Here is a 26,797-nt window from a genome sequence, read left to right as displayed (position 1 = left end):
TTGATCAGCTCTTTTTTGCTATTCGGTTAAAGGAACAGATTAGTACAAGATGACCAAAGCTAATAAGTTATAAAATATGAGGTGGTAAAATGAAATTCCATCTATTGGGAGAAAAAGCTAAAGTAGAAATAGATATCATAGCTCGTGAATATCCGAATAGCTTTGATTATTGGGATGGAAACTGGGTTATTTCAAACGTGAAAGTTGAAATCCCTGGATATTATGTTGATTTTATTGCTAGTTTAAGAACTGATGACATTAGGGATTTTTTAAATGATTTGAAGTTAATGAATAAGGATTTATCGGGTAAAGCTATATTGAAAAATTTAGATAGCTTTATTTATTTTGAATGTGAAATGGATAAGTTGGGGCATATAGAATGGTCTGGAGAGACTTGTTATCCGACAGGAAGTGGTGCTGTATTATCCTTTGAATTTGTATCAAATCAATCATATTTAGATGATTTGATTAAAGAATTAGAGAATATAATCTCTCTATATCCAGTTATAAGTAAACCGTAGCTATTGTATTAACAGGTCAATAGCAGAAAATCAAGGCTGTCATGTTGACGGTCTTTTTTTATGCTCCCCATTAGGTAAGACAGTTTGAAAAATCTGGCTTACCTAATGGGGAGTTTTTCTGTGCTCAAAAAAAAGAACGCTGTATTGATCACATGGGGCGATTCATTTTGGGGCACAGTAAAATAGAATAGTATTATTAAAAAAACGAATTTTAAAAGAGGCGTTAATAGCATCTGTAACAACGTTATCAATAGAGATTGAGCGGCAGAACCCCTTAGAATTCAGGGTTCTGCTTTTATTATATTCATTGTTTACTAGACAGGGAGCAGTTCAATACCGCAGTTGTTTAAGTGAATATTCCTAGCTTTCCAATACGTTCAATAGCTTCTATTAGCCGGTCTTCGTCTACTAATAAGCCGACACGAATGTAGCCTTCTCCGTATTCACCAAAGCCTTTTCCTGCTGCAACGGCTACATCTGCTTTTTCAAGCAAATAATCAGCAAAGCTCTCGCTCTTGAAACCGGCAGGGACAGGAAGCCAAGCAAAGAATGAACCAGTTGGGGCTTCGACTTTCCAGCCGATTTTATTGCAAGCGCCAATGAGGGAATTTCGTCGTCGTTCATAGCGTTCGATAAGCTCTTCTACGCAGGATTGCTCCCCTGTCAAGGCTGCGATTGCCGCTTTTTGTACAGCAGGGAAGAGGCTGACGTAAAGATGATCTTGAATGAGATTGAGTGCTTCGATGATAGCTGGGTTTCCGATAGCAAAGCCAACACGCCAGCCTGCCATATTGTAAGTTTTCGAGAGTGTGTACATTTCAATGCCGACTTCTTTTGCACCCTCCGTTTCAAGAAAACTGATAGGTTTTTGTCCATCAAAGCCAATAGCTCCATAGGCAAAATCATGAAGTACGGTAATGTTATTTTCTTTTGCAAATGATACTGTTTTTTCAAAAAAAGCATGATCTGCGGTAGCTCCGGTAGGATTATTTGGGTAGTTTAAATACATTAGCTTTGCATGGGTCCTTTGTTCTAAAGGGATGCTTTCATAATCCGGCAAAAATTGATTATCTTTTGTTAGTGGAAAAGTTTCATAGTTTACGTTTGCTAATACAGCTCCAGATAAATAGTCGGGATAGCCTGGGTCTGGCAAGAGCATTAGCTCTCCATCGTTGAGCAAGCACATTGGTAGCTCAACTAGTCCGGCCTTCGTTCCAAAAAGGATGGCAACTTCAGTTTTAGGGTCAACCTCGACGCCATATTGCTTGTGATAAAATTGTGCTGCCGCTTCTTTCAACTCTTCCAAACCCCGAAATGGAGAATATTTATGAGTTTGTGCATCTTCAGCCGCCACTTGCAGGGCTTTGACGATATGCGCAGGAGTAGGTTGATCAGGATTTCCTTGTCCGAGATTAATAATGTCTCTGCCTTCAGCTATAGCGCTGTTAACTTTTAGGACAAGTGTTGCAAAAAATTGGACTGGCAGTTTTTTTAAGCGTTCTGAATATGTCATATAATTCACCTTTACGAAGAGAATATAGTTTTGAATATTTAAATAATAGATAAAATTCTATAACCTTTATTTAGAAATGTCTATAGTGAGCTGAAAGAATTTGAATATAGCGGTAGTAAATGGTTATTAGATTTGCTGAGTCATAGATTATAGGGGAACGTTTGATGAAGTGGGTGTGGTAGCTTTTTCAGAAATGATTGTTTTTCGGAAAATGTGAAATGTGGAGACTATACATTAAATGAGCTTGTTTGGCAGATGAAAATAGTGAGCGATGAAAGTGTTATTCAGTCGGCTTGCGAAAATGTAGAGTTTTACATTATCGTCAGTTCAGCCCTACGAAGAAGAATGGGGAGTTTTTTAATCCGATGTATGTGGATTGGAATATTTTATTGAAATTGCAATGATGAAAGCGGTTCAACAGTTTACGTCAAAAAGGTTTTTGTTGACAGACTATTCTGAAGTCTGTAATATCATAAACAAATCAAATAAAGCTATAGCTTATCGAGAGCGACCGAGGGACTAGGCCCTATGACGTCCGGCAACCCCCTTAATAGGGAAGGTGCCAATTCCTGCAGAATGTATTACATTCTGAAAGATAAGTCGAGATAGATGTATTTCGATGCCCCTTTCAGATGAGAGGGGCATTTTTGTTTCAAAAAATGTGTAGAGATAGAGGTTGGCATATGATAAAAATTCAGAATGTTAATAAGATTTACAAAACTAAAAGCGGTATAGTAAATGGAGTTGACAACGTTTCCTTAACAATTAAAAAAGGCGAGATATTCGGGATTGTCGGGTACTCAGGAGCAGGTAAAAGCTCGCTGCTACGCTGTATTAATTTGTTGGAGCGTCCAACATCGGGAAATATCACAGTTGATGGAATTGATCTGGCTAAGTTGAGAAGCAAGCAATTGCGTCATGCACGCTTAAAAATCGGGATGATTTTTCAGCACTTTTATCTTATTAGCCAGAAAACAGTTTTTGAAAATATAGCTTTTTCTTTAAAGGCAGCAAAAGTGCCGCAGACTCAAATACAAGACCGAGTAGAAGAACTGTTGAAAATGGTCGGATTAGCTGAAAAGCGTGAAGTGTATCCTTCGCAGCTAAGTGGGGGACAGAAGCAGCGTGTAGCGATTGCAAGGGCGTTGGCGAATAACCCGACAGTACTCCTTTGTGATGAGGCGACTTCAGCACTAGATCCGACGACAACGAAATCAATATTGAATTTGTTGAAAAAAATCAATAAGGAGCTCAATATTACGATTGTGTTGATTACACATGAGATGAATGTAGTAAAGGAAATTTGTAATCGAATGGCGATTATGCAGGATGGCAAGGTCATTGAGGAAGGCTCGGTGTATGATATTTTTGCTAAACCCCATGCCGATCTTACGAAGGAATTCATTAACAGTGTTGTTTCGTTCGATATACCTGACGCTATTTACCAAAGTTGCAAGGGTCCGATTGTCAAGGTGACGTTTAGGGGAACGGTTGCCGGTGAGGGAGTCATATCGGATACGCTTCAGCAATTTAATGTAAAAGGCAATTTTCTTCATGGCTCAATTGAATATATTCAGGAATTGCCTTTAGGTATTTTTATCATGGAGCTTCGCGGACAGAAGGAAGAGATTAATAAAGCGATATCTTATATAGAAAGTCGAGAGGCAGAAGTGGAGGTGTTCCAACATGGGCTTTGATTTCAACCACTTTATAGAGCTTATTCCTGAAATTAACACAGCATTTTTGCAGACGATTTACATGATTTCCATTTCTTTAGCTGTCGCAATCGTGATTGGTTTACCAGTTGGAATTCTATTATATGTGACAGAAAAGGGTTTATTTTGGGAAAACAAAACGGTTCAGAGGATATTAGGATTTGTCGTCAATTTGGTCCGATCAATACCATTTATTATTTTATTGGTTGCTCTTATGCCATTGACCGAATTTGTTGTAAAGACAACGATTGGACCAACAGCTGCTAGCGTATCGCTGTCAGTCGCAGCTATTCCGTTTTTTGCGAGAATCGTTGAAACGTCTTTACGAGAAATTGATAAAGGTGTTATTGAAGCCGCGATAGCAGCTGGTGCGACACCGTGGATGATTATTAAGGAAGTACTATTGCTCGAAGCGAGATCAGGTATCATTTCGGGTATTACACTTACATTAATTAGCTTGATTGGGTTTTCTGCTATGGCAGGAACGGTCGGTGGTGGCGGTATTGGTGATTTAGCGATTCGCTATGGGTATTATCGCTATGATAATACCATTATGATTGCAACTGTTATTATTTTAATCGTATTGGTTCAGGTTATCCAACTTGCCGGTGATTTCATCGCAAAAGTTATAGATAAAAGATAATAGAAAAGGGGAATTATTTCATGAAAAAGGGGTTAACAGCATTTATTTTATTCTTAGTGGTAGGTACATTGGCAGCTTGCAGCGGCAATGAAAGCATTGAGGATGCAAGCTCAGAGTCAAAGGATATTAAAATTGGAGCTACTTCTGGTCCTTATAGTGATATGGCAACGAAAGCAATCAAGCCAGGCTTGGAAGAATTGGGATACAAAGTAGAAGTGGTGGAGTTCAGTGATTATATTCAACCGAATAAAGCGTTAGATGGTGGAGATATTGATGCGAACCTTTTTCAGCATACTATTTACTTGGAAAACTTTGAAAAAGAGAACAGCATGGATTTGACAGGGTTAATTAAAGTACCGACTGCGCCGATGGGTATTTATTCAAACACGTATAAATCTTTGGATGAAGTGAAGGACGGAGCGACGATTACAATTCCGAATGATCCGGTAAATGCAGCTCGCGCATTCAATACACTTCAAGATGAAGGATTAATTGTAGTAGATGAAAATGCAGAACCCCTTAAAGTTTCTGAAAAGGACATAATCGAAAACAAGAAAAACTTAAAATTCCAGCCGCTAGAGTCAGGACAGCTACCTCGATCTATTGACAGTGCAGATTTATCAGCAGTACCAGGAAACTTCGCATTAGCTGCAGATATGGACTTATTAAGTGCATTAGCGCTTGAGAATATGCTTGATCCATATCGAAATTTAGTGGCTGTAAAGGCTAATAATGATGATTCACAGCTAGCTAAGGATATTTTATCAGTGGTAGAATCTGATGAATTCGAAAAAATAATCGATGAAGAATTTGTCGGCTTCGGCAAGCCTGAATGGATGAAATAATAAGAAAAAATGTCCTCAGTTCTCTCTTTGTTTTATGTATAAATACTAAGGCTGTATATCCCTTAGATTAAACAACTAATTCGTAAACAATACAAAACCATAGAAGGAGCATGGCGGGTGTAAGGTTAGACATACAGAATATATAAAGATAACACTTCCCACTTTATTAATGTTTTTAACAGCAAATAGAAATGAGTGATGAAAATGACTGTTTTTTCAGTTCATGGTGCTCCAAGTGAATATATTTTGAAAGATAACGCTTTAGATTTATTGGAAGCTAAGCTGCTGGAACGCAATCTCTGCAGAGTTCTTGTGGTTCGTGGCAAAAAGTCCTGGGAGGCAGTAAAGCCGTATTGGCCGCAAATGGCAGAGGTAGAATTGGAAGAATATACGTACGGAGGCGAGTGCTCATTTGCCGAAATCGAGGCGGTTACTAAGCTGGTCAAGCATCATTCATTGGATGCGGTAATAGGTGTCGGAGGCGGAAAGATACTCGATCTTGTTAAGGCGGTTTGCGATGCGACTGAAAGGCAGTCCATTCTCATTCCGACATTGGCATCTAATTGTTCGCCATGGACGCCTTTAAGCGTTATATATGATGATTCCGGAGCTTTCATTCGTTATGATATATATCCGGTTTGTACCAGTCTGGTGCTAGTGGAGCCGCAAATTTTAGTTGATGCTCCAATAGAAATGTTAATTGCCGGTATTGGAGATACTCTTGCGAAATGGTACGAAGCGGATGTACAGATGGCTGTAATTGATAATAAGACTGTTCCACTGCAAATTGCTCATTTTGCTGCAAGAGAATGTAAGGATTTATTGCTAAAATTCGCCCGTGGAGCTGTTGAAGCTGCAAAGGCTGGGGAAGTAAATGATGATTTCGTCAAAGTAGTGGAAACGATTATTATGTTTGGTGGCATGGTTGGGGGCTATGGTGATTATTACGGTCGAATTGCTGGCGCTCATTCGATTCACAATGGTTTAACGGTACTTGAAGAAACTCATCACGCCTTGCATGGTGATAAGGTGGCATATGGCATTTTAGTTCAGCTAGTGCTGGAAGACAAATGGACAGAAATTGAAGAGCTTCGACTGTTTTATGAGGAGTTGGGCCTTCCATTATCCTTAACAGATTTAGGTGTGGAAGATATAACGGAAGCGCTGATTGCTGAGGTTGCTGAAAAAGCAACAGTTACGGGTGAGTCGATTCATGTAATGTCAATTGGATTGGTTACAGCTGAGAGGGTAGTGGAAGCAATTCAGAAGTTGGAGCAATTTGTTTGTGAGAGTGAGAAATCTTGCTAAAGTTGTTTACATAAACGGTCATCATCCACTCTAGGAATTAGAAGGTGTTTTAGGATTAGTTGATTGTGCAGGTTTCTTAGTAGACAGTTAAAAAGCTGTCTACTTTTTTTATTAGTCGTTAGCAATAATGTTTATGAAAACAGCCTTATCTTTACATGTAAATAAAGTTGTTTTTTCCTAATTAAAATGCTTATCTGGCTGCATAGTTTATTACCAAAATTATAAACTTGTTTATTTGTATAAATGAACCCTAAAATGGATAGGGAAATTTACTATTAAACGAAGGAAGTTGATTATGGAATTCACCAAGTATGCGAGTAAGAAACACACCGTACAGCAAATTGCAGAAGATCTGCTACATGTTACTCAACAGGCAGCTATTGCTTCATATCCCTGGATAGGAAAGGGAAATAAGATTGAAGCAGATGGTGCAGGGACAAGGGCTATGAGGCATCATTTAAATACAATCGATATGTGTGGAAGAGTCGTAATTGGTGAAGGAGAAATGGATGAAGCGCCAATGCTTTATATCAATGAAATGCTGGGGAATGGGAACGGTCCGGCAATTGATATAGCTGTTGATCCGGTGGAAGGTACGACGTTAATGTCTAAAGGGAAAAATCATTCAATGGCTGTGTTGGCTGCTGCGAAAAGTGGAAGCATGCTTCATGCTCCTGATATGTATATGAAAAAGATCGCAGTTGGGCCAAATGCAAAAGGATGTATTAATATAAATGCCTCCTTAAAAGAGAATATGCAATCAGTTGCGAAGGCCCTTGGAAAAGATGTAAGAGAATTGACCATTATGATTCAGGACCGCGACAGGCATAGTACTTTAATGGCACAGGTTCTCGAACTGGGAGCGAAGTTGAAGTTATTCTCTGATGTTGATATAACGGGCGCTATAGCAACTGGAATCGATGGAATGGATATTGATATGCTTGTCGGTACAGGCGGAGCTCCAGAGGGTGTCATCACTGCAACTGCACTAAAATGTCTGGGAGGAGATTTTCAGGGGCAGCTAGTTCCTATGAATCATGAAGAATATAACCGATGTGTACAAATGGGTATTGAAAATCCAACTAAAATTTTCGAGCTGGATGAAATTATTCGTACAGATGATTGTTTATTTTCTGCAACGGCAATCACCGACGGTATGTTTTTGAATGGAGTCAGGAAGTTACCAAGCGGGAAAATGAGTACCCACTCCTTGTTACTGGTAGGCGCAAATACAAGAAATACAAAATTTATCCATACACACCACCATTAATGCTTTCTAAAAATAAAATCCTATAAAAGCAGTGATGATATGCTTTTATAGGATTTTTTTATTTCAAGGTTGATCAATACTTTCAAATCTTAATCCCGAATTAAATTAATCCTTTGCAAGAATCATTTTTGAGAGTAAAAAGGTAAAAGGAATCGCAATAATAGTAGCGATTATAGGTGCTATATTATCATGTATGGAAAGCAACTGGACTAAAATATAAATGGCAAGCGTGGACACTAAGATATTAACGACATAGGTTAATGGGAATTGAAGGAATTTTTTTAAAGTTGGTTTCGTTCGATAGGTAAAATAGGAATTCAGATAAAAGGAGCCAATCATACTGATAAAAAAACCAAGTAAATGGGCAGTCATATAGTTCATCTGAAACACTTCTTTAAAAAGTAAATACAAAATATAATAGTTGATTGTATTTACAATGCCAACCATATTAAATTTCCAAAATTCCTTTTCAAATAAAATCATCGAGTACAACCAGCTTTCTTCGCTTTTTTTCTAGGTTCTCTTATTATACTCAATTTAACAGTCAGCTAAAATATTCCATAAAAATGGATAAGGGTTATTAGTGATAGATGCGAAGTAAATGACTGATTACTATATGGATATAAAAAGAAGTAAGACCGGAAATGGTCATTCGCGGTCTTACTTAGTTACTGGTTAAATAGATGAAACTCTTTCCACCAATCCATTCCAATATCCCGATAAAAATTTAATTTTGTTAAGTTATAGGAGTTAGGTTGATTCAGTAAATATTTTTGAAACTCATCAGCTTGCTTTTTTTGTTCCTCCGTAACAGAACGATGGTTATCGAGTAATACGTGACCTAGTTGATGCAATAAATGGGAGTGGACATTTTTTATCGCATCTTTAGGTGTGTACTTAGCGGCATAGTGCAGGGACTTAAGATAATGGCTTGCTGATTTTTCAAAATCATTAAGTAAGTAATTCATCTTCCCGATTGATTCATGAACACGCATTTTATCCATGTCTGTTTTAGCCAGTGATAAGGCTGCTTCATATGTATCTCTAGCTTTTTGCAGGTTATTCACTTTTATATATTGATCAGCCAAAAGGATTGTAGCAGGAAACACCATTTTACTGACCCTCTTTGGCATTTTACCCGAGATGGATTGCAGGGCGGTTTCTAAAAGCTTAATAATTGTATCCGTTTCTGTGTTTTCATCAGCATTAAGTGCTTTATATAAAAGTTCTTCAGTTGGGTTGGTATGGTGAAACTTATTCAAGATACTCATATAGCATCACCTTTCAGAAAATTTATTATATTAATATAATTATAACATGTTATTCCTGTTTTCATCTTTCCTAATTTAATTAAAAATGCGAACTTCATTGTGCTGGAATGTAAGAAACACGATTTTAAAATAGCTATACTTAGAGCCATATGAATCGTTTCACAGCCAAACCGACAAGCAGGATAAGTTAGACACGATTCAATCTATTAACAAGGATACTGAAAAAAGAAAGGATACTGATAAAGAGTAAGGAATTAATGGAGATTACTCTACCCATTGCTATAGAACGGGTTTGCTCAAGAATAATGACAGGTAAAATTACGGAAGTTATAACACCTCCTATGTGGGAGAGGAGTTGTCCCGAAAATAAGGACTTAAAAACGTGATTGTAAAGGGATTGAAGTGCGTATTTTTTGGAAGCAATTTATGGATTAGAGACTATGAAAATATTCCCTTTACTTTAAATTACCATATAATTCAAATGAATAGGGGATAAAACAAAAAAAGCCCAATAGACTTTTCTATTGGGCTACTAATTTGCTATTCTTCTATTTTCCACCAAACATATCGAAAAGACCTTTTGCTACACTGCCTTCATCGCTTGACCCGCCTCTAGACGGCATAGCGGAAAACACTCTGCTTGCAAGGCGGCTGAAGGGGAGTGATTGAACCCAGACTGTTCCAGGACCCTGCAATGTAGCAAAAAACAGACCCTCTCCGCCAAATAACGCGGTTTTAATACCTTTGGCAAATTCAATATCGTAATCGACATTTCTGGTCATTGCAACGATACAGCCGGTATCTACTCGTATTTTTTCTCCTGGAGCTAATACTTTTTGATGTAATGTCCCTCCGGCATGCACGAAAGCCATCCCATCACCCTCGAGTTTTTGCATGATAAATCCCTCACCGCCAAAAAAGCCAGCCCCAATTTTTTTCTGGAATTCTATACCTACTGATACACCCTTCGCAGCTGCTAAAAAGGAGTCCTTCTGGCAGATTACCTTTCCATCCAATTCACTTAAATCCAAAGGAACGATCTTTCCCGGATATGGAGAAGCAAAAGATACATGCTTTTTTTGAGTTCCTTCATTTGTAAAGGTGGTCATAAATAAACTTTCTCCAGTCAGGACTCTTTTTCCGGCACTGAATAATTTGCCCATCATTCCAGATTGGGAAGAAGAACCGTCACCGAAAATGGTTTCCATTTGAATCTGCTCATCCATCATTTATAGGTATAACTATGTCCTAAATAACAAATGAAGAGGAATAAGACCAAATAATAACTTGGTATTATTGCTTTTGTTAGGGATATATAGAATAGCCCATAATGTTCATTATTGGACTAAATAAATAATATATTGATACAATAAATATAGAGATATTTAGTAGTTGTTTATAGGGGACATAGCCTCGGTCTGAGGTAAGACAACAGAGAATTTAGAATATAGTTTCAAGTCTTTAAAGGATTTTAATTGATAGAAATAGATATTAAGATATTGGGGTGCTTCTCAGCCAACACAAGAGTTAAGGAGGTCTTACTTATGAGTACGATGCAAGAGGACTTGTTAATGAGTGAGCATAACACTCTTTCAAGATATAAGTTTGTTAGCAGAGAAATAGCAATAAATGAAGTGATTAGAGGGGAAATGAGGGATATAAAGGTTGTTACGATTGGGATTTTAGATAAAGAAACAAATATAGTATATCCACATCCATTATCTAATTTTATAAGGACAATCTATGAATATTATGGTGGTGCAATAAATACACAAGCAGTACCAGCACAAATTGTTTGCAGGTTTCTAAATTTTATTTTTGATAAGATTCAAGCTGGAGACGAGCTCTTTACTGACCTTAAAGAATCAGGTATTAGTGGCTTAAAAAGAATTCACGGTAGCAAGTATATAACTAGTTTAACTCTTAGTAGTGGGTTACAAAGAAGCACTGTACATCAATACGAACAGTATCTTACTCGGTTCTATGTTTATCTAAAGGAAATGGGGTTAACCAATGAGGAATTTAATATAGTGGAAGTCAACTTTACCTTTAAGGGCAAGCGTTTTAAAGGATACAAGTCTATTTTTAGAGACCCTAAACTGTCTACTCGCCTCCCTTCGCGAGAAACAATAAAAGAAAGGCCTCCGAAACTAAAGGACTTCGGGGACAGAAGAAGAGAATTGACGGCGCATTTTATAGGTTTAGCTAGAGATGTTGCTCCTGAAATAGCTCTTGGATTATGCTTTCAGTTTTATGGTGGTTTAAGAACAGGAGAAGTTGTCAACCTTACGAGAGCTGAATTAATCATTAACTATAGAGAATCAATGTGTGTTCAAGTAAAGGATAATCGAAATAAGTTATTCTCTCGACTTAAAGATACAAAGTTTGAAAACCCGAAGAGATTAGCCTATCTTAATCGAGAATTAGCACAACAAACAATATTGGATGATAATTTGGTGTGGGATGTTTATGATCAACATATGAAAACATTAGATATACTGAACCGCAAGGGAAAGCTTGAAAATACAAGTGCCCTCTTCGTTGATGGGAACGGATTTCCAATGTCAGGAAAGGTATACGAAAGGCGATTCTCAAAGGTTAAAAAAGCCTTTCTTAAATCGTTAATTGGCCAACCGGAGTATAAAGATATATCAAGTGCTATTTGGAGCACTCATATCGGAAGAGGAGTTTTTACCAATACTCTAATAGATATGGGATTAAGCGTTACTCAAATAGCCATCGCTAGGGGCGATAGGAATATTAATTCCGCATTGGCTTATGTGGATGAGCGCCTTTCTGCTAAACAGATACAAGAAGCTGTGAACGAATTTAAAAAGTATCCCGTTGAAAAATTAGGTATTATCCCAGAAGAATTTACAAAACAATTTAGAAAGGGACGCAAGTGATGAATAGCTTAAAAAAATACCTTACTATTGATCCCAATATAGATGACTGGATGACTCTCAATCAAGTTTTGACAAGTGGTAAATATGGAGCTATTGCTCTTTCAAGATCAGGGTTTAAAAACTTTTTAGCTGAAGGATACCTTGATACGAGGACCAAACAGATTGGTCAAACAATAACATATGTAAAAAAGGAACAGTTAGATGGGTTTCTGAATTATCTATCCGAATTAGAGTGCAACTACATCAAAGACAAGGAAGCTCTAATTTTAATCGGATTTAAGGGTTCTAACCCTTTAGCTGGTAAAAAACGAAAAAACGAAGTTCTTAACAGCCTTATCGCGTTTTGTAATGCCGAAGGTATTGACTTCGAGTATTTTGAAAAGCCATTCAAAGGAACTCAGATATACATAAATAAGAAACAGCTCAACCAATTCCTTGAAACTCATATAGATATTTCTGAAGTATATAAAAAATATAATCTCAATTATGATGACATAGCTTCAATTGTAAAAAAGAATAACATTGTTCGAAAAGACTTTTGCAAAAATGTTGGACATTTCTTTTTAAAAGAGGACGCAGAAAAATTCTTCAATCCCCTTCCCAGGTCGGAGGTTTATACGTTCACGGAAACGCTTGAGAAATTAAGGACAACAGATTACAGTCTTCGTAAGATAAGAAAAGAAGAAAACCTAACCCCAATCTATATAAAAGTCAGAATTCACTTTTTAAAAAGTGAAATCGATGCTTTGTTAGTAAGAATGCAAAAAATTAGAGATGAATTTTGCTCATTGGAAGATGCTTTAAAAATCCTGGAGTTGGCGCAGTTACCTGAAAAAATAAAAGCTGTTCAATCGACAACATTAATGTTGGTCGCAGTCGAAGGTTCAAAAACATCTGTCTACTCCATCAAAGAAGTATATGAATACAAAAACAAGAGAACGGAGCAACAATTAATCGACCAAGCTTTCGAAAACGAACCAATCGAAGCATTTTATGAAATATTAGGCATAAAACAATTAGAATTCTCGAAGAAGAGCCCAGTGACCGCAAAAAAATGGTATGAATATTGCCATACCAAGATAAAATTGGCTGAAGGTTCAAGATTACACAAAAGAGATATCGTAAATCGTTTGGTTAGATGTACGGAATTACTAACTCAATTTACTAGGGAAAAAGAGTTATATTCTTTTTATTCAAATGAAATCAATTTAAATTGCTTCTCCAATCTAGTTACTAACGGCGACCAACAATTTCTTTATAGCTTTTTAATTGAGTTCGCCGGAACGATGCAATATATCGCCACTATCAAAGGTGGTAAACATAAAATTTATGATACCACTAAGTTGACTAATCCGAATGAACGCGAAGTTAAGGTTAGACCTAAAGAAGTTTACTCCTACGATGAGTATATTAACCTTTACGACTACGCCGCAGATATGAAACATAAAAACAAAGCCATCTTGGAAGCTGAAAAACTATTGAAAAACAGAAAGACAGGATACCATTACTCTTCTGCTTGGTTATACGTATTGATACATTTGACCAATGCCTGGCGGCATACCGATATACTCAACATCTCTACAATTGACTTGAATGAAATTAACACCAATACGTTAGAAGCACTAAGAGAAAGCGATTTATCTTTTGAAGAAGCCAATAGTATTGTTAACCAATTAATTAAAAAGAGTTATATCGCTAATAAAACCGGTGCTAACATCGACTTTCGCATAGCAGATGATTTAATACTCCCGGTAGCAACAGCTGCCGTAATATGCGCAATAATAGCTGAAAATAAGCCATTGGTTGTTGAACAATCACCTCTAATCGATTTCGGCACAGCGGTAAACCATTTTAAACCTAAAACTAAAGCATACACGTGCTTTTTCAAAGAATTCGAGACTTCAGAATCCTTCATTTTTCAAAATCTTAAGATGTGTCGTACCGTATTAGTATTGATTTATTCCGTCCTTGTTCAGAAAGGAAAAGGAAGCGCAGCTTTGAAACTAGCTCAAAAATTAAGAGCTCATTCAGACATAGAGGTAACAAACATTTATCTACAAGTTCCTCAAGAGGAACTAGACAAATTATGCAAGAACCTATTTAGCCGAAAGCAGTTCGGTTACATCCCTAGTTTATTATCGAGCATCCTAATGGGGCAACCTGAAAATTACGAAGAGGAGACCCAGAACATAATAAAACTCAGCAAAAAATTCGGTGATATATACAAGATTGAGTCGAGTGCTGGTTTTATTAATAAAGTTATGGCTGAAAGACAACTTGTGGCAGACAAAATATTCAAGATGGGGATCGACGAAGTATCTGATTTAATGTTTGATTTAAACGTTAATTCCTTACCTAGCTGTGAAGAACATATACAGTGTCTTGTTTCAGAACAAGGTTGCCAAAAGCCTGAACTCGATAGTTGTAAGTCTTGTCCTTATGCAATCCCTAACTTTTATGCGTTAACTGCAATGGCCGAAAGTATAAAAACAACCATTAAAGAATTCGTTGACGAATATGATCCGACTTGTTTTGAAGGTGAAAAGACACGACTTCTGAACTTTTTATACATTGAGATGGATAATTTTGAACGAGCAATCCAAAAGTTTGGTAAAGATGAAGTATTCAAGTTTTTTGCAGGTGGAAAAGACGAATATAACAGTTTATTAGATCTGTTAGACAATATGGACGCCGAAGAAGATTTCGAAAAATACTTAACATACACCCCACTATTCTTAAGTTAGGAGAACAAAATGAATTTATATGCTAATGATTTGGATATCGAACAAATTGATTTAGATGTTTTTTCAAACGAGCAATTCAACCCAGAAGTCAGCGTTAGCGAGGCAAAAGAACAATTCAGCGACCTTAAAAACAAAGGAAGAATATTAAATGATTTTGATGAAGATATTTGGACTGTAACTAAGACTGATTACCAATCCCTTCAGCGAAAATTGGACTTTACGATATTTGATTCTTCAATTTTCAACAGTGTATTGACGATTGAATTTAAAGTGATGGTTAAGTGTTGGATCATCGGTCATATATCAAACTCTCAAACTGCTTGGTCAAATCATTTCTCGTACTTTTCAATCGCATACAAGCAATCAAAAGGTTTCCAAAAAACTGAAATGGATGCCTTATTAAACTATATTGAATACAGTGATTTCTCGACCAAAACTAAGTGTGACTACATTATCTCCATATGTAACTTTTTTGATTTTACTGAATTGAAGATTTCCGAAGTATATGTTCCCAGACTTGCTGAATTACGAGAAAAGATCTCTAGAGAAGCAAACATAAGAACATTGCCACCCTTTTCGGCTATTCTATCTTTTTCTTATTATCTTGAGCAACATTTCGAGAAGTTATTGACACTCTCACGAGCAGGAGAAACGGAAAAGGAATTGTTCGTTATATACCCTTTGGTTATATGGTGGCGATTAACAAATATAATTCCAATGAGACCAACTGAATTTTGCTTGATAGAACGTGATTGTTTTATTGAAAAAACACGTTATCTTAAACTAACAAGAAGAAAAAACAATAATAATAGTAATCGAGTTCAAGTTCCCGATAAACTACTTCTTGATGAAGAAATGTATGATTTGATTAATGATTATAAAGAAATCACAGAGTCATTTGGTAAAACAAATACATTAATCTCGTATAAAACACTTATTTATGTCAGACCACAAAAGGCAATAAAGCGAGATCATAACGAATTTTCTATTAGTGCGTTAAAAAGCCTAATCCATTACTTTTATAGGGTAATGGAACAAGAGTACCATTGTTACATCCCGGTGGAAGACAGAGTCCGGCCTAACGACACTCGACACTTGGCATTTGTTTCACTAATGATGCAAGGGTACACACCTTTAGAAATCGCTAGATTAGGTGGGCACCAAACGATTAGCGCACAGTACCATTACAGTGGGCATACAGAACATTGGGTTGATTGTGAAGTCTTTAAGTTGATGACGAAAGCAAAGCAATCAACGAAGCGTTCAACATCGCCTAGTTTTATCCCTAACGACGTTAAGCTTAAAGTCTACAATTCCGAAGGAGATTGCAAGATAAAACTTAAGATTGGATACTGCAAAGATAAATTACAGCGCTGCGAGTCTAAGGAATGTTATTTTTGTTCTCATTGGGGCATTACACCAGAAGAATTTATAGAGAGACAAGAAGAAATTAAAGCCGACATTGCCTCTAGAAAGAGCAAGATAAACGAGCTAACGGCGCTTACCTATAATATAAACAGACTTATTATGGACAATGAAATGCCCGTTAAGGATGCCAGTCTATTTACAGATATAAAAACGACAACCAATAAACTACAAAATGAAATAAAAAATTTAGCTCTTCTGTATTCCAAAATTGGGGAAGGAATGTTGATTAATGAAAAAAACAGCTGGTCGTAAGAGCAAACTTACCCTAGACGAAGTTAGAAAGGTTATCAAGCTTTTTAAAGAGCAAGAGCAGCCCTCAGGGCTTATTAAATACGCAGATATACACCGTTTCGCTAACGAATTATATGAAAAGAACATTATATCTGCTTCAACTTCTGACGCCTTCTGGAGGAAAGAAGGACGCCTTGGACGTGTAGAAGTAGACCAGGCCAACGTCGTGTTTAGCGAATCCTTTATAACATCCAAAGGAGATAAAATAAGCGTACCTAACGTAGTTGATCTGGTAGAGAAAAAGTATAAAAACAAAGATGATTTATTGTTGCATTTAGTGGAGATGGAGAAACAATTCCATTTAACATTAGATAGAGAAAAGAAGTTACAAAAGAAAGTAGCCTTATTAGAGGGAAATTTGAATGATGAAAAAGCTGCCAAGCAAAAGCTTATGAAAAACAATGATGAGCTGCAAGGTTTAGTACATAGACTCTACAGAATCCTATCTGAAACGCCTAATCAGGACATTAAGGACAAAACAGAGTACGCAATGAAGACCGTCTTCGACGCTCCTGTGGAGTTTTTAAAACAAAAAGACGAACCCCTTCGCAAAGAAGAAAATGTCGTTCCTATCGTGAAGAGATCAAGCAGATTTAGAAAGTGAATTAAAATCAAACACCTAGAGGCGTCAATACAGCAGGAGGTAATACCAGATGGATAAAAAGAAATTGAATGAGAAGAAATTAATTTATCTTTATGGAGACAAAGAGGAACCAACAGGTTATGAAATTGGGTGGGTAACTTTTCTCTATCTCAAAAAAGCAAGATATGTAGCAACTATAGATAAATATAGCTTAGAATGTGATGTTGATTGTCTCTGTGAAAAAGACGTAGATGTATATAGAATAAAATTGAGTCAAGCTTGTACCGATGTTCCAAGAGAAAAGTGGAATTGTGAAGATGGAAGAGAATTGACGATTCACATTTGCAAGGGATGTGAATCTTGGGCTTTGACAGATTGTATTTAATTTAGCTCCCTATTCTAGGGTCGGATTTTTGGACTTAGGATAGAAAAGTTGGGTAAAATGATAATGACAGTAGCTCCATTAGTGGTTGTCACCACAGGCGACGTATAAATAACATCTATACGTCGTTTTTTTTAGTTTATTTTTTTACGATAACGGATAAAATATAAGTAGGTTCTTTAGAAAATTCATTGGAGGTTCGCTTCCAGAAGCGACGCATTAATTTGTGTCGCTTTTTTTATTGTTAAAACGGCTCATTTTCGCGTTTTTCAGGAAAGGGTAAGGTGTTTGCACCTGATAGAGAATCAACCTCTAAAATGGCTTGTTTGAGAGGTTATTTTGGATTTTGGTTTCGCTCATTACTCTAGCAAACAAAAAAGTAAACTAGTTTTTATAGGCTGTTTTCGTTAGATTGTTGTTTTTGAATAATAAGGGAAAAATCAAATATATGACAATGAAAAATGAAGAAATCCAAAATTTATCCATCATTTTAAAAATATTGACTGGGTTAGATTAATCTAAAAAGATCTTTTTTACACTTCCTAATTCTTCTCGAAGAGATTTTTTCATTTCTTTTAACATTTCTCTCATTCTTTTATTGTAGAATTTTACATTTTCATCATTAGACTTAAATTCATCAATAAGAACAGGAATTAATTTATCTTGAAACTTAATAGAATCTTCTACAAGTTTGTAACACTCTTTTTCAGTTCTCGGATCAGGAAAATCTTCTCCTTCAACCGTGACAATATGCTCAAAAATTTTTGTGAAAACAAACAATACAAAAAATCTAACAAGTAATGGGTAATTTTCTTTTTCAATTGTAAAACTTAAATGTTCATCTAAGTAATAGTTAACAATACCAAAATTACTATGAGTAAAAGGAGATAGAAAACCATAAAACTTATAATAATATAATTTATCTTTTCCAGTCTTAAAACCACTAGGATTTATTAATTCTCCAACTTTTTCGCCAGATCGGTCAATTATTTCTCCATTTTCATTCACATTATATATCGCAGTAAAAAGATTTAAAGGAAACGTAATCAATTGATCAATGAAAACCTCATTCTCGTTAAGATATCGGCTGCTCAAATAATTTTCAAACATACTTCTTATTAATATTAATACATCTTCGTTATTCCCTATCTTTAATAATTCTCTAATACTAATTAATGTTTTAGTGCTCTTTGTAAAGTTAAAATACTCGTGATCATATGTGAATTTAGTGTTCTTTTCACCAGTCATCATTAATTCTGTAAATCCATAAAGGTGGGCGGCATACCCAACAAAGTCACGAGATCTAAATATGAATTTATTAATAAACTTATCAAGTTGCTCTTTATACTCAATGTTTTCCACTATTAGTCATCCCCAATGCATTCTTTAGTATAGGTTCTTATTATCGCTTCCGTATTGATGGGCAAATCCTTATTATTAGGCTGATTTCGCCAAGTTTGTTGCTTTTGAATAATAAGAGAGAAATATCAATTTTATGATACCATTAAATGGATATGGTTTCTTCAATTAACGGGGCAGGTTAGTGGAATAAGAGAAAGATAACTTACTTCAAAAAACTAGGAAATAAGACCACACATATTAGACATATCTAATATGTGTGGTCTTATTTTATTTCTTCTTAAACTAACATCCACGCTAGTTTAAATCTTACTAGAGATGTAGTGATAAATTTCAGAAGTGGCTAATAAATCTGGTCTATTACTTAATCAGAATAAAGGAAATGGACAGTTTAATTGATAATAAACCACCCCTTTTTATGGTAATTTTTGTAATAAAGGGATATAATTTAACTAATTACATTACTTCAAAAAATCAATTTTTACTTCAATTCTATATATTAGTCCTTTTATCGTACAACCTCTTTATCATCACATTATCATAGATTAAAGATATTGCAGTCAGTTCCAGTAAAAAATCATCTTCTTAAATCAAAAAGATGTTTTCGCATAGTCAATTTAAAGAAGATATAGTCAAGGAGAGATATAAAATGGAGTATTATACATCCGTTTCAAAATCAAGTGATGAGGATAACTGTGTATCATTTAGTTGTCCGCATTGTCGTGAACGGTTTAAATTGGAAATGAATGAGTTTGAAGAATTTGAAGGCGATATAATGTATTGTCCAAGTTGTGGATTAAACGATAACATTGGTGAATTTTATTCTAACAATTTAATTGAAGCAGCAGAAATTGAAGCAATAAACCTAGTTAAAGATAGTATTAATGATATGTTCAAAGGGATAAGTAAAAAAGGTTCAAAAAACTTTCGTGTGAAAACCACGCCATTGAAAAAAGATAGTTTACCAACCCTGTATGAGAAAGATGATCTTGAACTACTTAAAACGGACTGCTGTAATAGGGTTATAAAAATAAACCCAATTTCGTATTCAATAAAACCATATTGTCCTTATTGCGGAGGTGTCTCCTAACTATGATTATTGACCATAAAGCCTTTAATATTACTAGCTTAAAATATAGAGAAGTTTCATCTACTTTATTAAATGCAACAAATAATGTAGAGGCTGATAGAGCTTTAAAGAAGTTTTTACAATTCATAAATAACGAACCTTTAATTTATGATTTTATTGTTAAACATAATAATGTAACTTTTGTTATAAAAGAATTATTGAACGGTAGGGATTTTAATACAAAATTTGATATCCCAATTGATGATAGCGAAGAAGTGGCTTTTATTTATCAACTTCTACAATATGTTAGTGAAAACAACATCACTTATTCAACCGTTGCATTTGGATATGGAACGTCAAATAAATATCGTGATATGATCCGAGAATTCAATCGTGAAGTTACTCAAATTCTCTATACTCGTATAAATAGGTATTTAAGGGAGCTGGAAATCGAAATGGGATTAAATGAGAAGCAAGGTGGTATTGTAATTAACCAAGGTCCAAATGGGCAATTAATTATGGCTAAACACGGAGATGTACAAGCAACTCAAAATAACACTACAACTAGCAATAATGAAATACTAGAAGTAATTCAAACGCTTATTGCTGAGTTAAAGGCGAATCCAATTGGAGAAGTTGAATTACAAGAAGATATTCTAGATGATCTAACTGACATTGCTGATGCCACGCAAAATGGGGAGCAGCCAAGAAAAAGCCTGATTCGCAGAACTTTAGAGAAACTCAAATCTGTTAATGAACTTTCAGCAGAAGGTACAATATTTGCTCTTAATGTCCAACGCCTAATCTCATATTTAGGTCAATTACCAATGCCTGTGTAAAAAAAATTTGTAGTTTTATTGAAAAGGCTGCTTTTCGCATAAAATGATATCCATCACTATATTTATCATTTAAAAGATTCTTCTCTGAAGAATTATACTTCAGAGGATAATCTGAGCATTGATCCTAAGAAGGATTAATGCCTTTTTGTGTGTTGGATTTCTTATAGTAGAAACGGGGCAGCTTAGCTGAAGAAGGATTAATCTTGTCTAACATCGAATTATCAATATTTGAGAATTGATTTTATGTTGTCCCATACAGTTTTGAACCCTTATCTGTTTAGCTGTTTATACGTAGGAAAAGGACGCAACAAGGTTCGTCCTTACTTTTTTTGATTATCATCTAATCTAAAAAATTGAAAGTACGGGCTAACAGCAGAAATAGCGAATTCACTAGGGAGAAAATCAGCGTCTTCCTGAAATTCAGGCTCTGCATAATAAAGTAGTGCCTTGTAGTCGAACTGTACTTTATATACCTCATCTTTTTTGAAGAGTATTATATCTGTTCCTTCTAACAGAACATCTTTTAGGCATTTTGCGTGAGTGCATTTATTCATAAAAACTTGTCTCCTCGCTATGTGGTTTGTTTAGGGAGCTCTTCTGAGTAATTGATATTATACCAGTTATCCATCCAATAAATGATATTTAACTTTCTTCAACTACGAGGGCAATAGCAGAAGTTCAAGGTTTTCATATTAATATTTTTCCTTATGCAGCTAACGGGGCAGGTTAGCTCAATAAGGATTAATTTGGTGAAATTAGTATGGTATTCATATCTTTAGGAATACCTGTAGAAAATTTGAGAGGAGAGTGTTTATGAAACATACATTAATTGTTTTGCTCTTTTCGATTGCAGTATATATAATTCTTATCCTTATTAGCAATTCCATATTTCCTGTTACAGATGATGTTATTATAAATAGAACTGTCTCTGGAGTTTTAGCTGTTATTAGTGTGTCTGTTGCACTGTTAGTTACGAGGAAAATAATAATTAAGAATCCTAAGTAGTTAATCAATCTCATATTTAAACTTACTTTACTAGGGAGGCATTAGTCTAATAAGGATTAATGCCTTTTGAATTGAAGTTCTTATTGTAGAAACGGGGCAGGTTAGTTACATATAGTATAATAAATATTAGAGAAATACTTATGAGGTGGTAAATTGATGCCTATAGGAATAGCAAATTATATCTCAATAGCGAGGATATTCTTGTCTATCACAATATTATTCATAAGACCATTGAGTATGTTATTTTTGCTAGTATATATTTTATGTGGGATTACGGATGTTCTAGATGGCTATATCGCAAGGAAAACGCATACAGAAAGCAGTTTAGGAAGTAAAATTGATTCTATTGCTGACCTAATAATGACTATCGTATTGATGTTGGTCCTATTTCCATTTTTTCATCTAAACCATAAAATTATTGTTTGGGTGGTTATTATAGGAGTAACAAAAGTCATTTCAATAATAATAGTCTTCATAAAGTATCGTACTTTTGAAATAATCCATACATATGGCAATAAAATTGTAGGTTTCGTCCTATTTATGTGTCCAATATCGTTGTATTTCATTCAATCGAATATATTGGTATATATTATCTGTACTATTGCTAGTCTTGCAGCGTTTGAGGAGATACTAATTAATGTTTCATCAAATGTGTTAAGAGCAAATAAGAGAAGTATTTTTTATAAGTAATATACATATTTGTGAAGGAATATACTTAAACAAACGGGGGCGTTGATCCAGGAAGGGTTAATGCCTTTTAGTGTTGAATTCCTTATTGTAGAAACGGGGCAGTTTAGCTTAATAGTGTTTAATGTGAATTTATTAAATTTTGGTAAAATCAATATAGCAATGCTTTGCTACTAGAAAAAGAAGAAAGAGGTTAGGGGATTATGTTAATACATAAGGTGGATGATGAAGTTTCTTTGAGATTGTTTAATAAAGATGATGCTGGTGAGTTCTATGATTTAACGATAAATTCTAAGTCCTATTTAAAAGAGTGGCTCGGTTGGCTCGATTATACAAAGAGTGTAGAAGATACTGCACAAAATATTCAATCAAGATGTAAAGAACTTATGGAGAATGGTGGTTACCCCCAATCGTTCGCAATTATATATAATGGCAAAATTGCAGGTACAATCGGTTTCAATGAAATATATAAAGCTAATAAAATTGGTGTTGTGGGTTATTGGTTAGGTGAAGAATTCCAAGGCAACGGTATAATGTCGAAAGCATTCAAAGCATTAATAGATTACGGATTTAATGACCTTAAACTTAATCGAATTGAAGTTAGAGTCGCAGTTGAAAATAAAAAGAGTAGAGCACTTCCAGAAAGATTTGGTTTTAAGGAAGAAGGACGTATAAGACAAGCAGAGTGGTTATATGACCATTATGTAGATCACGTAATTTATGGTCTTTTGGCTAGTGAATGGGAGTAGCTTAAAACACAACTTTATTCCACTAACGGGGGCATTCGTTTAAGTAAATTGTAGTATTACTTCCTTTCTATTTGTCTATACTGATAAAAATAGATGAGGAGAGTAATAGGATGATACTATCTGAAGCGTGGGATTTATATAAAGCTGATAAACAGATTCAAGGATATTCAGCTCAGACTTTAAAGGCATATAATATCCAATTAAACTTGCTAATCCGGAATCTTGGTGATCGATCACTTGATGAAATTACCACTGATTCATTAAAGCTCTATCTTGGAAATGTGGCTGATCAATTAAAGGCTGCTAGTTTGAGTCATAGGATACGTTTTATAAAATCGCTGTTTAGATGGGCCCAAGATGAAAATGTCCTAAATGGTAATCCAGCCGCGAAAATCAAGGAACCAAAATCGGAGATTCGAATACCAAAGTTTTTATCTGAAGTAGAAATTGAGCATTTAAGAGAAGCTTGTCATACAACATTGGAAAATGCTTTATTCGAATTTATGTATTCAACCGGTTGTAGGATTGGAGAAGCCGTTCATTTGAATCGACAGTCCATCAATTTTTCTAATCAGTCCGTAATTGTCTTAGGCAAAGGAAATAAAGAAAGAGAAGTTTACTTTAACACTAGATGTGATATCTGGTTGAAGAGGTATTTGGATGAGAGAACTGATAATCAAGAAGCACTGTTCGTAACCATCCGTTCTCCCCATCGGATGAGTATATCTCAAATGAGATATATCATAAAACAGATTTCGAAAAGATCTGGCATTAATAAAAGCATTCACCCCCATCAATTGAGACATAGTTATGCCACTACTTTATTGAATAATGGTGCACCACTAGAAGTTATTCAAAATTTGATGGGACACGAAAAAAGCGAAACGACTAAAATCTACGCTTATTTAAGCGGGACACTGCGACGTGAATTATATAAAAAGTTTTTCTGATACGAATAGAGGCATTGGTCCAAGAAGGATTAATGTCTTTTTGTGTTGAATTTCTTATAGAAGTAAAGGGGCAGGTTAGTTGAATAACAATTTACCCTTAAAGTAAGCTGGTGTTATAATTTACCTATAAATCATATTTTTAGAGATAAACATTTACTAGTCACGAGCTAAACCGGGTTCTGTGAAGAATTTAAAACATATGATCCTGTTTATTTCCAACAGTAGAAATAAACAAGTCGTTAAGAACAGCAACTTTTGCTGTATAAAATTTTGAGGTGATTATATGTCGGAAATTATTTTTCAAGAAGCCGAAAACTTCATTGAAAAAGCTAAAAAATTAGGTGAAAAATATTTAGGAAGAACAGCTACAAGAGAAGAAATCCAACTTTTGAATGACAAATTTGGGGATAAGATTCCAAGTTGGTATTGTAAATTAATTTCCGAACTTCCATTAATTCATATGGAAATTGGTTGGCAAGCATATGAACCTGAAGAAGATTATGATGGGATAGAATATGTAGAAATATATCAGCCGATTCATATGATAGATAACTCTTTTGAAGCATATCAAGGTATACAAATTTTAGAAAGAGGTTATGTCTGCATAGGCGGAGATCCAACGGGTTCTGGAGACCCCTATTTTATTAATTTTGATTCTGAAAACCCACCTGTATTTCAAATATATCACGATGTAGGAAACAATCCAGATGAAATTCTTAAGCACGGTAAAGCAAAAGTAGCTGACTCTTTTGTGGAGTTCTTTAGAAATGGCATAATCTTGGAATATTAAAATCAAGTGAATTACAAAATATTTCTTCAGTACATATGGAACAATTCGGGCGTTAATCCAGGAAGGGATAAACGATATATTTTGTAGAATCGAAGGAATAGATATAACATTATAAGGTCAAGAAGGTGCGATATGTCTGATATTGAAAAAGTGGATGAATTGTTACAATCTTTAATAAAAGAAATCCCAACTTTAAAAAATGGGTATGACATACTCGAAAAGTATGCAAGAAATATAGATAATACAGTAGATTTAAGTAACTTTAAAAATCAACTATCTACTGGCTATAAACAATTTGAGAATTGGCTTAACAAATTATTTGAGCAAGAGAAAGCACAAGAGAGTATTCAAGCCTTTAATTTTGGTCTTTTTGAAAATGAGACCGGTATTCAACTCTATATTACAGGTTCAACAGAATGGGAATTTGATGATGATGATTGGACAAGTAATAATGATTATTTTCCTGAAGATAGATACCCTAGTATAATGCTGTATAATGACCTATATGATTTTTGGGATGATAAGTTTTATTTAGGTTTATTTCTAACGATTTCTTCAACTATTACTTTTGCAAATACATATTTGGTCGATAACCCTTCAAAATTTCCTAAAGAAATCGTATTTGCAACAGGATTTGATGACGGGGATTTATATAATTTCTCTAGAAAGACTGAAGAAAAAGTAACCTGTTTATTGAACTAACGGGGGAATTACTCCATATCAAGGGCTGTGATCAGCTCTTTTTTCTTATGCTACTAAAGGGCAGGTTAGCTCAATAGTAAATCGTTTATTTTAGCTAATTGAAATGGTGGTGGGGGTTTGAGAAAAGTTCATATCTTGTTTTGTGTTGGCTTAATCATATTAATGTTAGGAATTTATTTATCCACTTTTTTATCCACGCTTTGGGTTATGGTCGGCACTACACTTGCGATAGTCGGTGGCGGCCTAATGGGTACTAGCTCATATTTTGTATCCAAGTCTAACAAATAACATATTCCTAATTGAACCAACGAGGGTATTGATCAAGGAAAGATTGATGCTCTTTTCTGTTGAACTTCTTATGCAGCTAATGAGGCAGGTTAGTTTAAGAAGGATAATATGAATAATATATAGAATTAATAAAAAATGTGTATCTTTGAGCTGTTATAGAGGGGTGAAGAGATGTTATTTTGGAAATCTAATCCTATTGTTTTGGTTATTTATACAGTTGCTGTCTTAATATCGGTATTTGTCATTTGGGCTTTTGACCTTGAGAAAAAATACTTTTCTCTTTTCCTTATCTTTATTCTACTTTTAATGCCAATAGTAAGGGCAGTAGTAGATGAGAGAAAGGAAAAGAAAAAGATATAGCCTCATTATTTTAATGGTAAAAATAAACAAATAATTAGGGTTTTAACAATACATCACCTTACTTTAGTGCTGCTAAGACATTGGGTAAGGGAGTAACCCTCCTCATTACCAAAGCTATAATTGCTGGGTTATCCACTTTGTTAGGCGGTTGGATAGGAAGTAAGTTTTTCCTAAAATAAATCGTGAAGAATTGCACTTAAACTAAAAGGGGCATTGATCAAGGAGGATTAATGCTCTTTTTTGTTGAATTCCTTATTGTAGAAACGGGGCAGTTAAGCTCTATAAGGGATTTAAATGGTAAACTGTTACAAAAAGGGTTGGGATGGAGGAGATTGGATTGGTCTTTGTTGGAATAGCAATTCTAATTGTGATAGTTATCTCTACAAGTACAATTGAAAAGAGCTTAAAGTCGATTGAAAAACAAAATGCTATAGTCATAGAACTTTTAAAGGAAAATCGTGATAGACATTAATATGTCTTTTTACTAACGGGGCAGTTTAGTGGAAGAAGGAAAGTAATGCTTTAAGGGGGATTATTATGCAAGATTTAGAAGTCAGGAAAAAGTTCTTTTTGTCGCTT

The 26,797-nt window shown here is 35.0% G+C and carries 26 protein-coding genes, 1 pseudogene and 1 riboswitch; of the genes and pseudogenes, 21 read left to right on the top strand and 6 right to left on the bottom strand.

Annotated elements, in window-relative coordinates; all coding sequences use genetic code 11:
* Nucleotides 1-89 precede the first annotated feature (89 nt).
* On the top strand, nucleotides 90-521 hold the full coding sequence (locus AC4BHA_RS17550; RefSeq protein ID WP_490558993.1) for a WapI family immunity protein: 432 nt from the start codon (nucleotides 90-92) through the stop codon (nucleotides 519-521).
* A 346-nt stretch (nucleotides 522-867) separates the two neighbouring features.
* Here the strand turns inward: AC4BHA_RS17550 and AC4BHA_RS17545 are convergent, their stop codons facing one another.
* Entirely contained in the window at nucleotides 868-2,034 is a 1,167-nt protein-coding gene (locus tag AC4BHA_RS17545) for a pyridoxal phosphate-dependent aminotransferase (RefSeq protein ID WP_139891515.1), read from the bottom strand.
* 495 nt (nucleotides 2,035-2,529) lie between these two features.
* A riboswitch (SAM riboswitch) is annotated at nucleotides 2,530-2,636 on the top strand.
* A gap of 81 nt (nucleotides 2,637-2,717) precedes the next feature.
* Here AC4BHA_RS17545 and AC4BHA_RS17540 point away from each other — a divergent pair.
* From AC4BHA_RS17540 to glpX, 5 genes are all read left to right on the top strand, one after another.
* The gene (locus tag AC4BHA_RS17540; RefSeq protein ID WP_139891514.1) at nucleotides 2,718-3,731 is read left to right on the top strand and encodes a methionine ABC transporter ATP-binding protein; all 1,014 of its coding nucleotides are present in this window, start codon (nucleotides 2,718-2,720) and stop codon (nucleotides 3,729-3,731) included.
* Nucleotides 3,721-4,392, top strand: a complete 672-nt coding sequence (locus AC4BHA_RS17535) for a methionine ABC transporter permease (protein ID WP_066102014.1) — start codon at nucleotides 3,721-3,723, stop codon at nucleotides 4,390-4,392. Before AC4BHA_RS17540 ends, AC4BHA_RS17535 begins: the two co-directional genes overlap by 11 nt.
* Nucleotides 4,393-4,412: 20 nt before the next feature.
* Nucleotides 4,413-5,237, top strand: coding sequence for a MetQ/NlpA family ABC transporter substrate-binding protein (locus AC4BHA_RS17530; RefSeq protein WP_077247973.1), 825 nt, complete (start codon nucleotides 4,413-4,415; stop codon nucleotides 5,235-5,237).
* A 204-nt stretch (nucleotides 5,238-5,441) separates the two neighbouring features.
* A complete protein-coding gene (locus AC4BHA_RS17525) occupies nucleotides 5,442-6,545 on the top strand; it encodes an iron-containing alcohol dehydrogenase family protein (protein WP_490558992.1) in 1,104 nt (367 codons plus the stop codon).
* A 295-nt stretch (nucleotides 6,546-6,840) separates the two neighbouring features.
* Nucleotides 6,841-7,815 (top strand): class II fructose-bisphosphatase, encoded by a 975-nt coding sequence (glpX, locus tag AC4BHA_RS17520; protein ID WP_139891512.1) that lies wholly within the window; start codon nucleotides 6,841-6,843, stop codon nucleotides 7,813-7,815.
* Between the two features lie 105 nt (nucleotides 7,816-7,920).
* On the opposite strand, the gene AC4BHA_RS17515 is transcribed toward glpX, so the two are convergent.
* The 3 genes and pseudogenes from AC4BHA_RS17515 to AC4BHA_RS17505 all read right to left on the bottom strand — a co-directional run.
* Nucleotides 7,921-8,298 carry a GtrA family protein gene (locus AC4BHA_RS17515; RefSeq protein ID WP_066102005.1) on the bottom strand — a complete coding sequence of 126 codons (378 nt, stop codon included), beginning with the start codon at nucleotides 8,296-8,298 and terminating at the stop codon, nucleotides 7,921-7,923.
* Nucleotides 8,299-8,483: 185 nt separating this feature from the next.
* Nucleotides 8,484-9,086, bottom strand: a complete 603-nt coding sequence (locus AC4BHA_RS17510; protein ID WP_066102001.1) for a tetratricopeptide repeat protein — start codon at nucleotides 9,084-9,086, stop codon at nucleotides 8,484-8,486.
* A 548-nt stretch (nucleotides 9,087-9,634) separates the two neighbouring features.
* A pseudogene (locus tag AC4BHA_RS17505) lies at nucleotides 9,635-10,315 on the bottom strand (TIGR00266 family protein); the annotation flags it as partial.
* Between the two features lie 315 nt (nucleotides 10,316-10,630).
* Here AC4BHA_RS17505 and AC4BHA_RS17500 point away from each other — a divergent pair.
* Genes AC4BHA_RS17500 through AC4BHA_RS17480 form a run of 5 tightly spaced genes read left to right on the top strand, consistent with a single transcriptional unit; the run spans nucleotide 10,631 to nucleotide 17,423 of the window.
* On the top strand, nucleotides 10,631-11,992 hold the full coding sequence (locus AC4BHA_RS17500) for a site-specific integrase (protein ID WP_490558991.1): 1,362 nt from the start codon (nucleotides 10,631-10,633) through the stop codon (nucleotides 11,990-11,992).
* Nucleotides 11,992-14,736, top strand: coding sequence for a hypothetical protein (locus AC4BHA_RS17495; protein WP_490558990.1), 2,745 nt, complete (start codon nucleotides 11,992-11,994; stop codon nucleotides 14,734-14,736). Before AC4BHA_RS17500 ends, AC4BHA_RS17495 begins: the two co-directional genes overlap by 1 nt.
* Before the next feature lie 9 nt (nucleotides 14,737-14,745).
* On the top strand, nucleotides 14,746-16,416 hold the full coding sequence (locus AC4BHA_RS17490; RefSeq protein WP_490558989.1) for a site-specific integrase: 1,671 nt from the start codon (nucleotides 14,746-14,748) through the stop codon (nucleotides 16,414-16,416).
* The gene (locus AC4BHA_RS17485; RefSeq protein WP_490558988.1) at nucleotides 16,394-17,059 is read left to right on the top strand and encodes a hypothetical protein; all 666 of its coding nucleotides are present in this window, start codon (nucleotides 16,394-16,396) and stop codon (nucleotides 17,057-17,059) included. Before AC4BHA_RS17490 ends, AC4BHA_RS17485 begins: the two co-directional genes overlap by 23 nt.
* Nucleotides 17,060-17,108: 49 nt before the next feature.
* Nucleotides 17,109-17,423, top strand: a complete 315-nt coding sequence (locus AC4BHA_RS17480) for a hypothetical protein (RefSeq protein WP_490558987.1) — start codon at nucleotides 17,109-17,111, stop codon at nucleotides 17,421-17,423.
* A 510-nt stretch (nucleotides 17,424-17,933) separates the two neighbouring features.
* Here AC4BHA_RS17480 and AC4BHA_RS17475 read toward each other — a convergent pair.
* Nucleotides 17,934-18,782: a DUF5677 domain-containing protein gene (locus AC4BHA_RS17475; RefSeq protein ID WP_490558986.1), complete on the bottom strand. Its 849-nt coding sequence runs from the start codon at nucleotides 18,780-18,782 to the stop codon at nucleotides 17,934-17,936.
* 646 nt (nucleotides 18,783-19,428) lie between these two features.
* On the opposite strand from AC4BHA_RS17475, the gene AC4BHA_RS17470 reads away from it, so the two are divergent.
* Both AC4BHA_RS17470 and AC4BHA_RS17465 read left to right on the top strand, forming a co-directional pair.
* Complete coding sequence (locus AC4BHA_RS17470; protein WP_490558985.1) at nucleotides 19,429-19,869, top strand: hypothetical protein; 441 nt, start codon at nucleotides 19,429-19,431, stop codon at nucleotides 19,867-19,869.
* Nucleotides 19,870-19,871: 2 nt separating this feature from the next.
* Nucleotides 19,872-20,687: a hypothetical protein gene (locus AC4BHA_RS17465; protein WP_490558984.1), complete on the top strand. Its 816-nt coding sequence runs from the start codon at nucleotides 19,872-19,874 to the stop codon at nucleotides 20,685-20,687.
* Between the two features lie 320 nt (nucleotides 20,688-21,007).
* On the opposite strand, the gene AC4BHA_RS17460 is transcribed toward AC4BHA_RS17465, so the two are convergent.
* Nucleotides 21,008-21,241: a hypothetical protein gene (locus AC4BHA_RS17460; RefSeq protein ID WP_490558983.1), complete on the bottom strand. Its 234-nt coding sequence runs from the start codon at nucleotides 21,239-21,241 to the stop codon at nucleotides 21,008-21,010.
* A gap of 607 nt (nucleotides 21,242-21,848) precedes the next feature.
* Here AC4BHA_RS17460 and AC4BHA_RS17455 point away from each other — a divergent pair.
* The 8 genes from AC4BHA_RS17455 (at nucleotide 21,849) to AC4BHA_RS17420 (ending at nucleotide 26,690) form a co-directional block, all read left to right on the top strand.
* Nucleotides 21,849-22,382 carry a CDP-alcohol phosphatidyltransferase family protein gene (locus AC4BHA_RS17455; protein WP_490558982.1) on the top strand — a complete coding sequence of 178 codons (534 nt, stop codon included), beginning with the start codon at nucleotides 21,849-21,851 and terminating at the stop codon, nucleotides 22,380-22,382.
* Between the two features lie 200 nt (nucleotides 22,383-22,582).
* The gene (locus AC4BHA_RS17450; protein ID WP_490558981.1) at nucleotides 22,583-23,128 is read left to right on the top strand and encodes a GNAT family N-acetyltransferase; all 546 of its coding nucleotides are present in this window, start codon (nucleotides 22,583-22,585) and stop codon (nucleotides 23,126-23,128) included.
* 110 nt (nucleotides 23,129-23,238) lie between these two features.
* The gene (locus AC4BHA_RS17445) at nucleotides 23,239-24,078 is read left to right on the top strand and encodes a tyrosine-type recombinase/integrase (RefSeq protein ID WP_490558980.1); all 840 of its coding nucleotides are present in this window, start codon (nucleotides 23,239-23,241) and stop codon (nucleotides 24,076-24,078) included.
* Nucleotides 24,079-24,361: 283 nt separating this feature from the next.
* Complete coding sequence (locus tag AC4BHA_RS17440) at nucleotides 24,362-24,868, top strand: SMI1/KNR4 family protein (RefSeq protein ID WP_148630928.1); 507 nt, start codon at nucleotides 24,362-24,364, stop codon at nucleotides 24,866-24,868.
* A 132-nt stretch (nucleotides 24,869-25,000) separates the two neighbouring features.
* Nucleotides 25,001-25,570, top strand: coding sequence for a hypothetical protein (locus tag AC4BHA_RS17435; RefSeq protein WP_490558979.1), 570 nt, complete (start codon nucleotides 25,001-25,003; stop codon nucleotides 25,568-25,570).
* Between the two features lie 117 nt (nucleotides 25,571-25,687).
* A complete protein-coding gene (locus tag AC4BHA_RS17430) occupies nucleotides 25,688-25,858 on the top strand; it encodes a hypothetical protein (RefSeq protein ID WP_490558978.1) in 171 nt (56 codons plus the stop codon).
* Nucleotides 25,859-26,029: 171 nt separating this feature from the next.
* Nucleotides 26,030-26,218 (top strand): hypothetical protein, encoded by a 189-nt coding sequence (locus AC4BHA_RS17425; protein ID WP_490558977.1) that lies wholly within the window; start codon nucleotides 26,030-26,032, stop codon nucleotides 26,216-26,218.
* A 322-nt stretch (nucleotides 26,219-26,540) separates the two neighbouring features.
* A complete protein-coding gene (locus tag AC4BHA_RS17420; RefSeq protein ID WP_490558976.1) occupies nucleotides 26,541-26,690 on the top strand; it encodes a hypothetical protein in 150 nt (49 codons plus the stop codon).
* Nucleotides 26,691-26,797 lie beyond the last annotated feature (107 nt).

The organism is Pradoshia sp. Z3_51 (assembly GCF_058215915.1).
The sequence above is the reverse complement of the archived record's forward strand: the minus strand, read 5'-3'. Positions and strand labels throughout refer to the sequence as shown.

Coding starts and splice junctions, on each gene's coding strand:
- AC4BHA_RS17550 (WP_490558993.1), top strand. CDS start 90: ATGAAATTCCATCTATTGGGAGAAAAAGCTAAAGTAGAAATAGATATC.
- AC4BHA_RS17545 (WP_139891515.1), bottom strand. CDS start 2,034: ATGACATATTCAGAACGCTTAAAAAAACTGCCAGTCCAATTTTTTGCA.
- AC4BHA_RS17540 (WP_139891514.1), top strand. CDS start 2,718: ATGATAAAAATTCAGAATGTTAATAAGATTTACAAAACTAAAAGCGGT.
- AC4BHA_RS17535 (WP_066102014.1), top strand. CDS start 3,721: ATGGGCTTTGATTTCAACCACTTTATAGAGCTTATTCCTGAAATTAAC.
- AC4BHA_RS17530 (WP_077247973.1), top strand. CDS start 4,413: ATGAAAAAGGGGTTAACAGCATTTATTTTATTCTTAGTGGTAGGTACA.
- AC4BHA_RS17525 (WP_490558992.1), top strand. CDS start 5,442: ATGACTGTTTTTTCAGTTCATGGTGCTCCAAGTGAATATATTTTGAAA.
- glpX (WP_139891512.1), top strand. CDS start 6,841: ATGGAATTCACCAAGTATGCGAGTAAGAAACACACCGTACAGCAAATT.
- AC4BHA_RS17515 (WP_066102005.1), bottom strand. CDS start 8,298: ATGATTTTATTTGAAAAGGAATTTTGGAAATTTAATATGGTTGGCATT.
- AC4BHA_RS17510 (WP_066102001.1), bottom strand. CDS start 9,086: ATGAGTATCTTGAATAAGTTTCACCATACCAACCCAACTGAAGAACTT.
- AC4BHA_RS17500 (WP_490558991.1), top strand. CDS start 10,631: ATGAGTACGATGCAAGAGGACTTGTTAATGAGTGAGCATAACACTCTT.
- AC4BHA_RS17495 (WP_490558990.1), top strand. CDS start 11,992: ATGAATAGCTTAAAAAAATACCTTACTATTGATCCCAATATAGATGAC.
- AC4BHA_RS17490 (WP_490558989.1), top strand. CDS start 14,746: ATGAATTTATATGCTAATGATTTGGATATCGAACAAATTGATTTAGAT.
- AC4BHA_RS17485 (WP_490558988.1), top strand. CDS start 16,394: ATGAAAAAAACAGCTGGTCGTAAGAGCAAACTTACCCTAGACGAAGTT.
- AC4BHA_RS17480 (WP_490558987.1), top strand. CDS start 17,109: ATGGATAAAAAGAAATTGAATGAGAAGAAATTAATTTATCTTTATGGA.
- AC4BHA_RS17470 (WP_490558985.1), top strand. CDS start 19,429: ATGGAGTATTATACATCCGTTTCAAAATCAAGTGATGAGGATAACTGT.
- AC4BHA_RS17465 (WP_490558984.1), top strand. CDS start 19,872: ATGATTATTGACCATAAAGCCTTTAATATTACTAGCTTAAAATATAGA.
- AC4BHA_RS17460 (WP_490558983.1), bottom strand. CDS start 21,241: ATGAATAAATGCACTCACGCAAAATGCCTAAAAGATGTTCTGTTAGAA.
- AC4BHA_RS17455 (WP_490558982.1), top strand. CDS start 21,849: ATGCCTATAGGAATAGCAAATTATATCTCAATAGCGAGGATATTCTTG.
- AC4BHA_RS17450 (WP_490558981.1), top strand. CDS start 22,583: ATGTTAATACATAAGGTGGATGATGAAGTTTCTTTGAGATTGTTTAAT.
- AC4BHA_RS17445 (WP_490558980.1), top strand. CDS start 23,239: ATGATACTATCTGAAGCGTGGGATTTATATAAAGCTGATAAACAGATT.
- AC4BHA_RS17440 (WP_148630928.1), top strand. CDS start 24,362: ATGTCGGAAATTATTTTTCAAGAAGCCGAAAACTTCATTGAAAAAGCT.
- AC4BHA_RS17435 (WP_490558979.1), top strand. CDS start 25,001: ATGTCTGATATTGAAAAAGTGGATGAATTGTTACAATCTTTAATAAAA.
- AC4BHA_RS17425 (WP_490558977.1), top strand. CDS start 26,030: ATGTTATTTTGGAAATCTAATCCTATTGTTTTGGTTATTTATACAGTT.
- AC4BHA_RS17420 (WP_490558976.1), top strand. CDS start 26,541: ATGGAGGAGATTGGATTGGTCTTTGTTGGAATAGCAATTCTAATTGTG.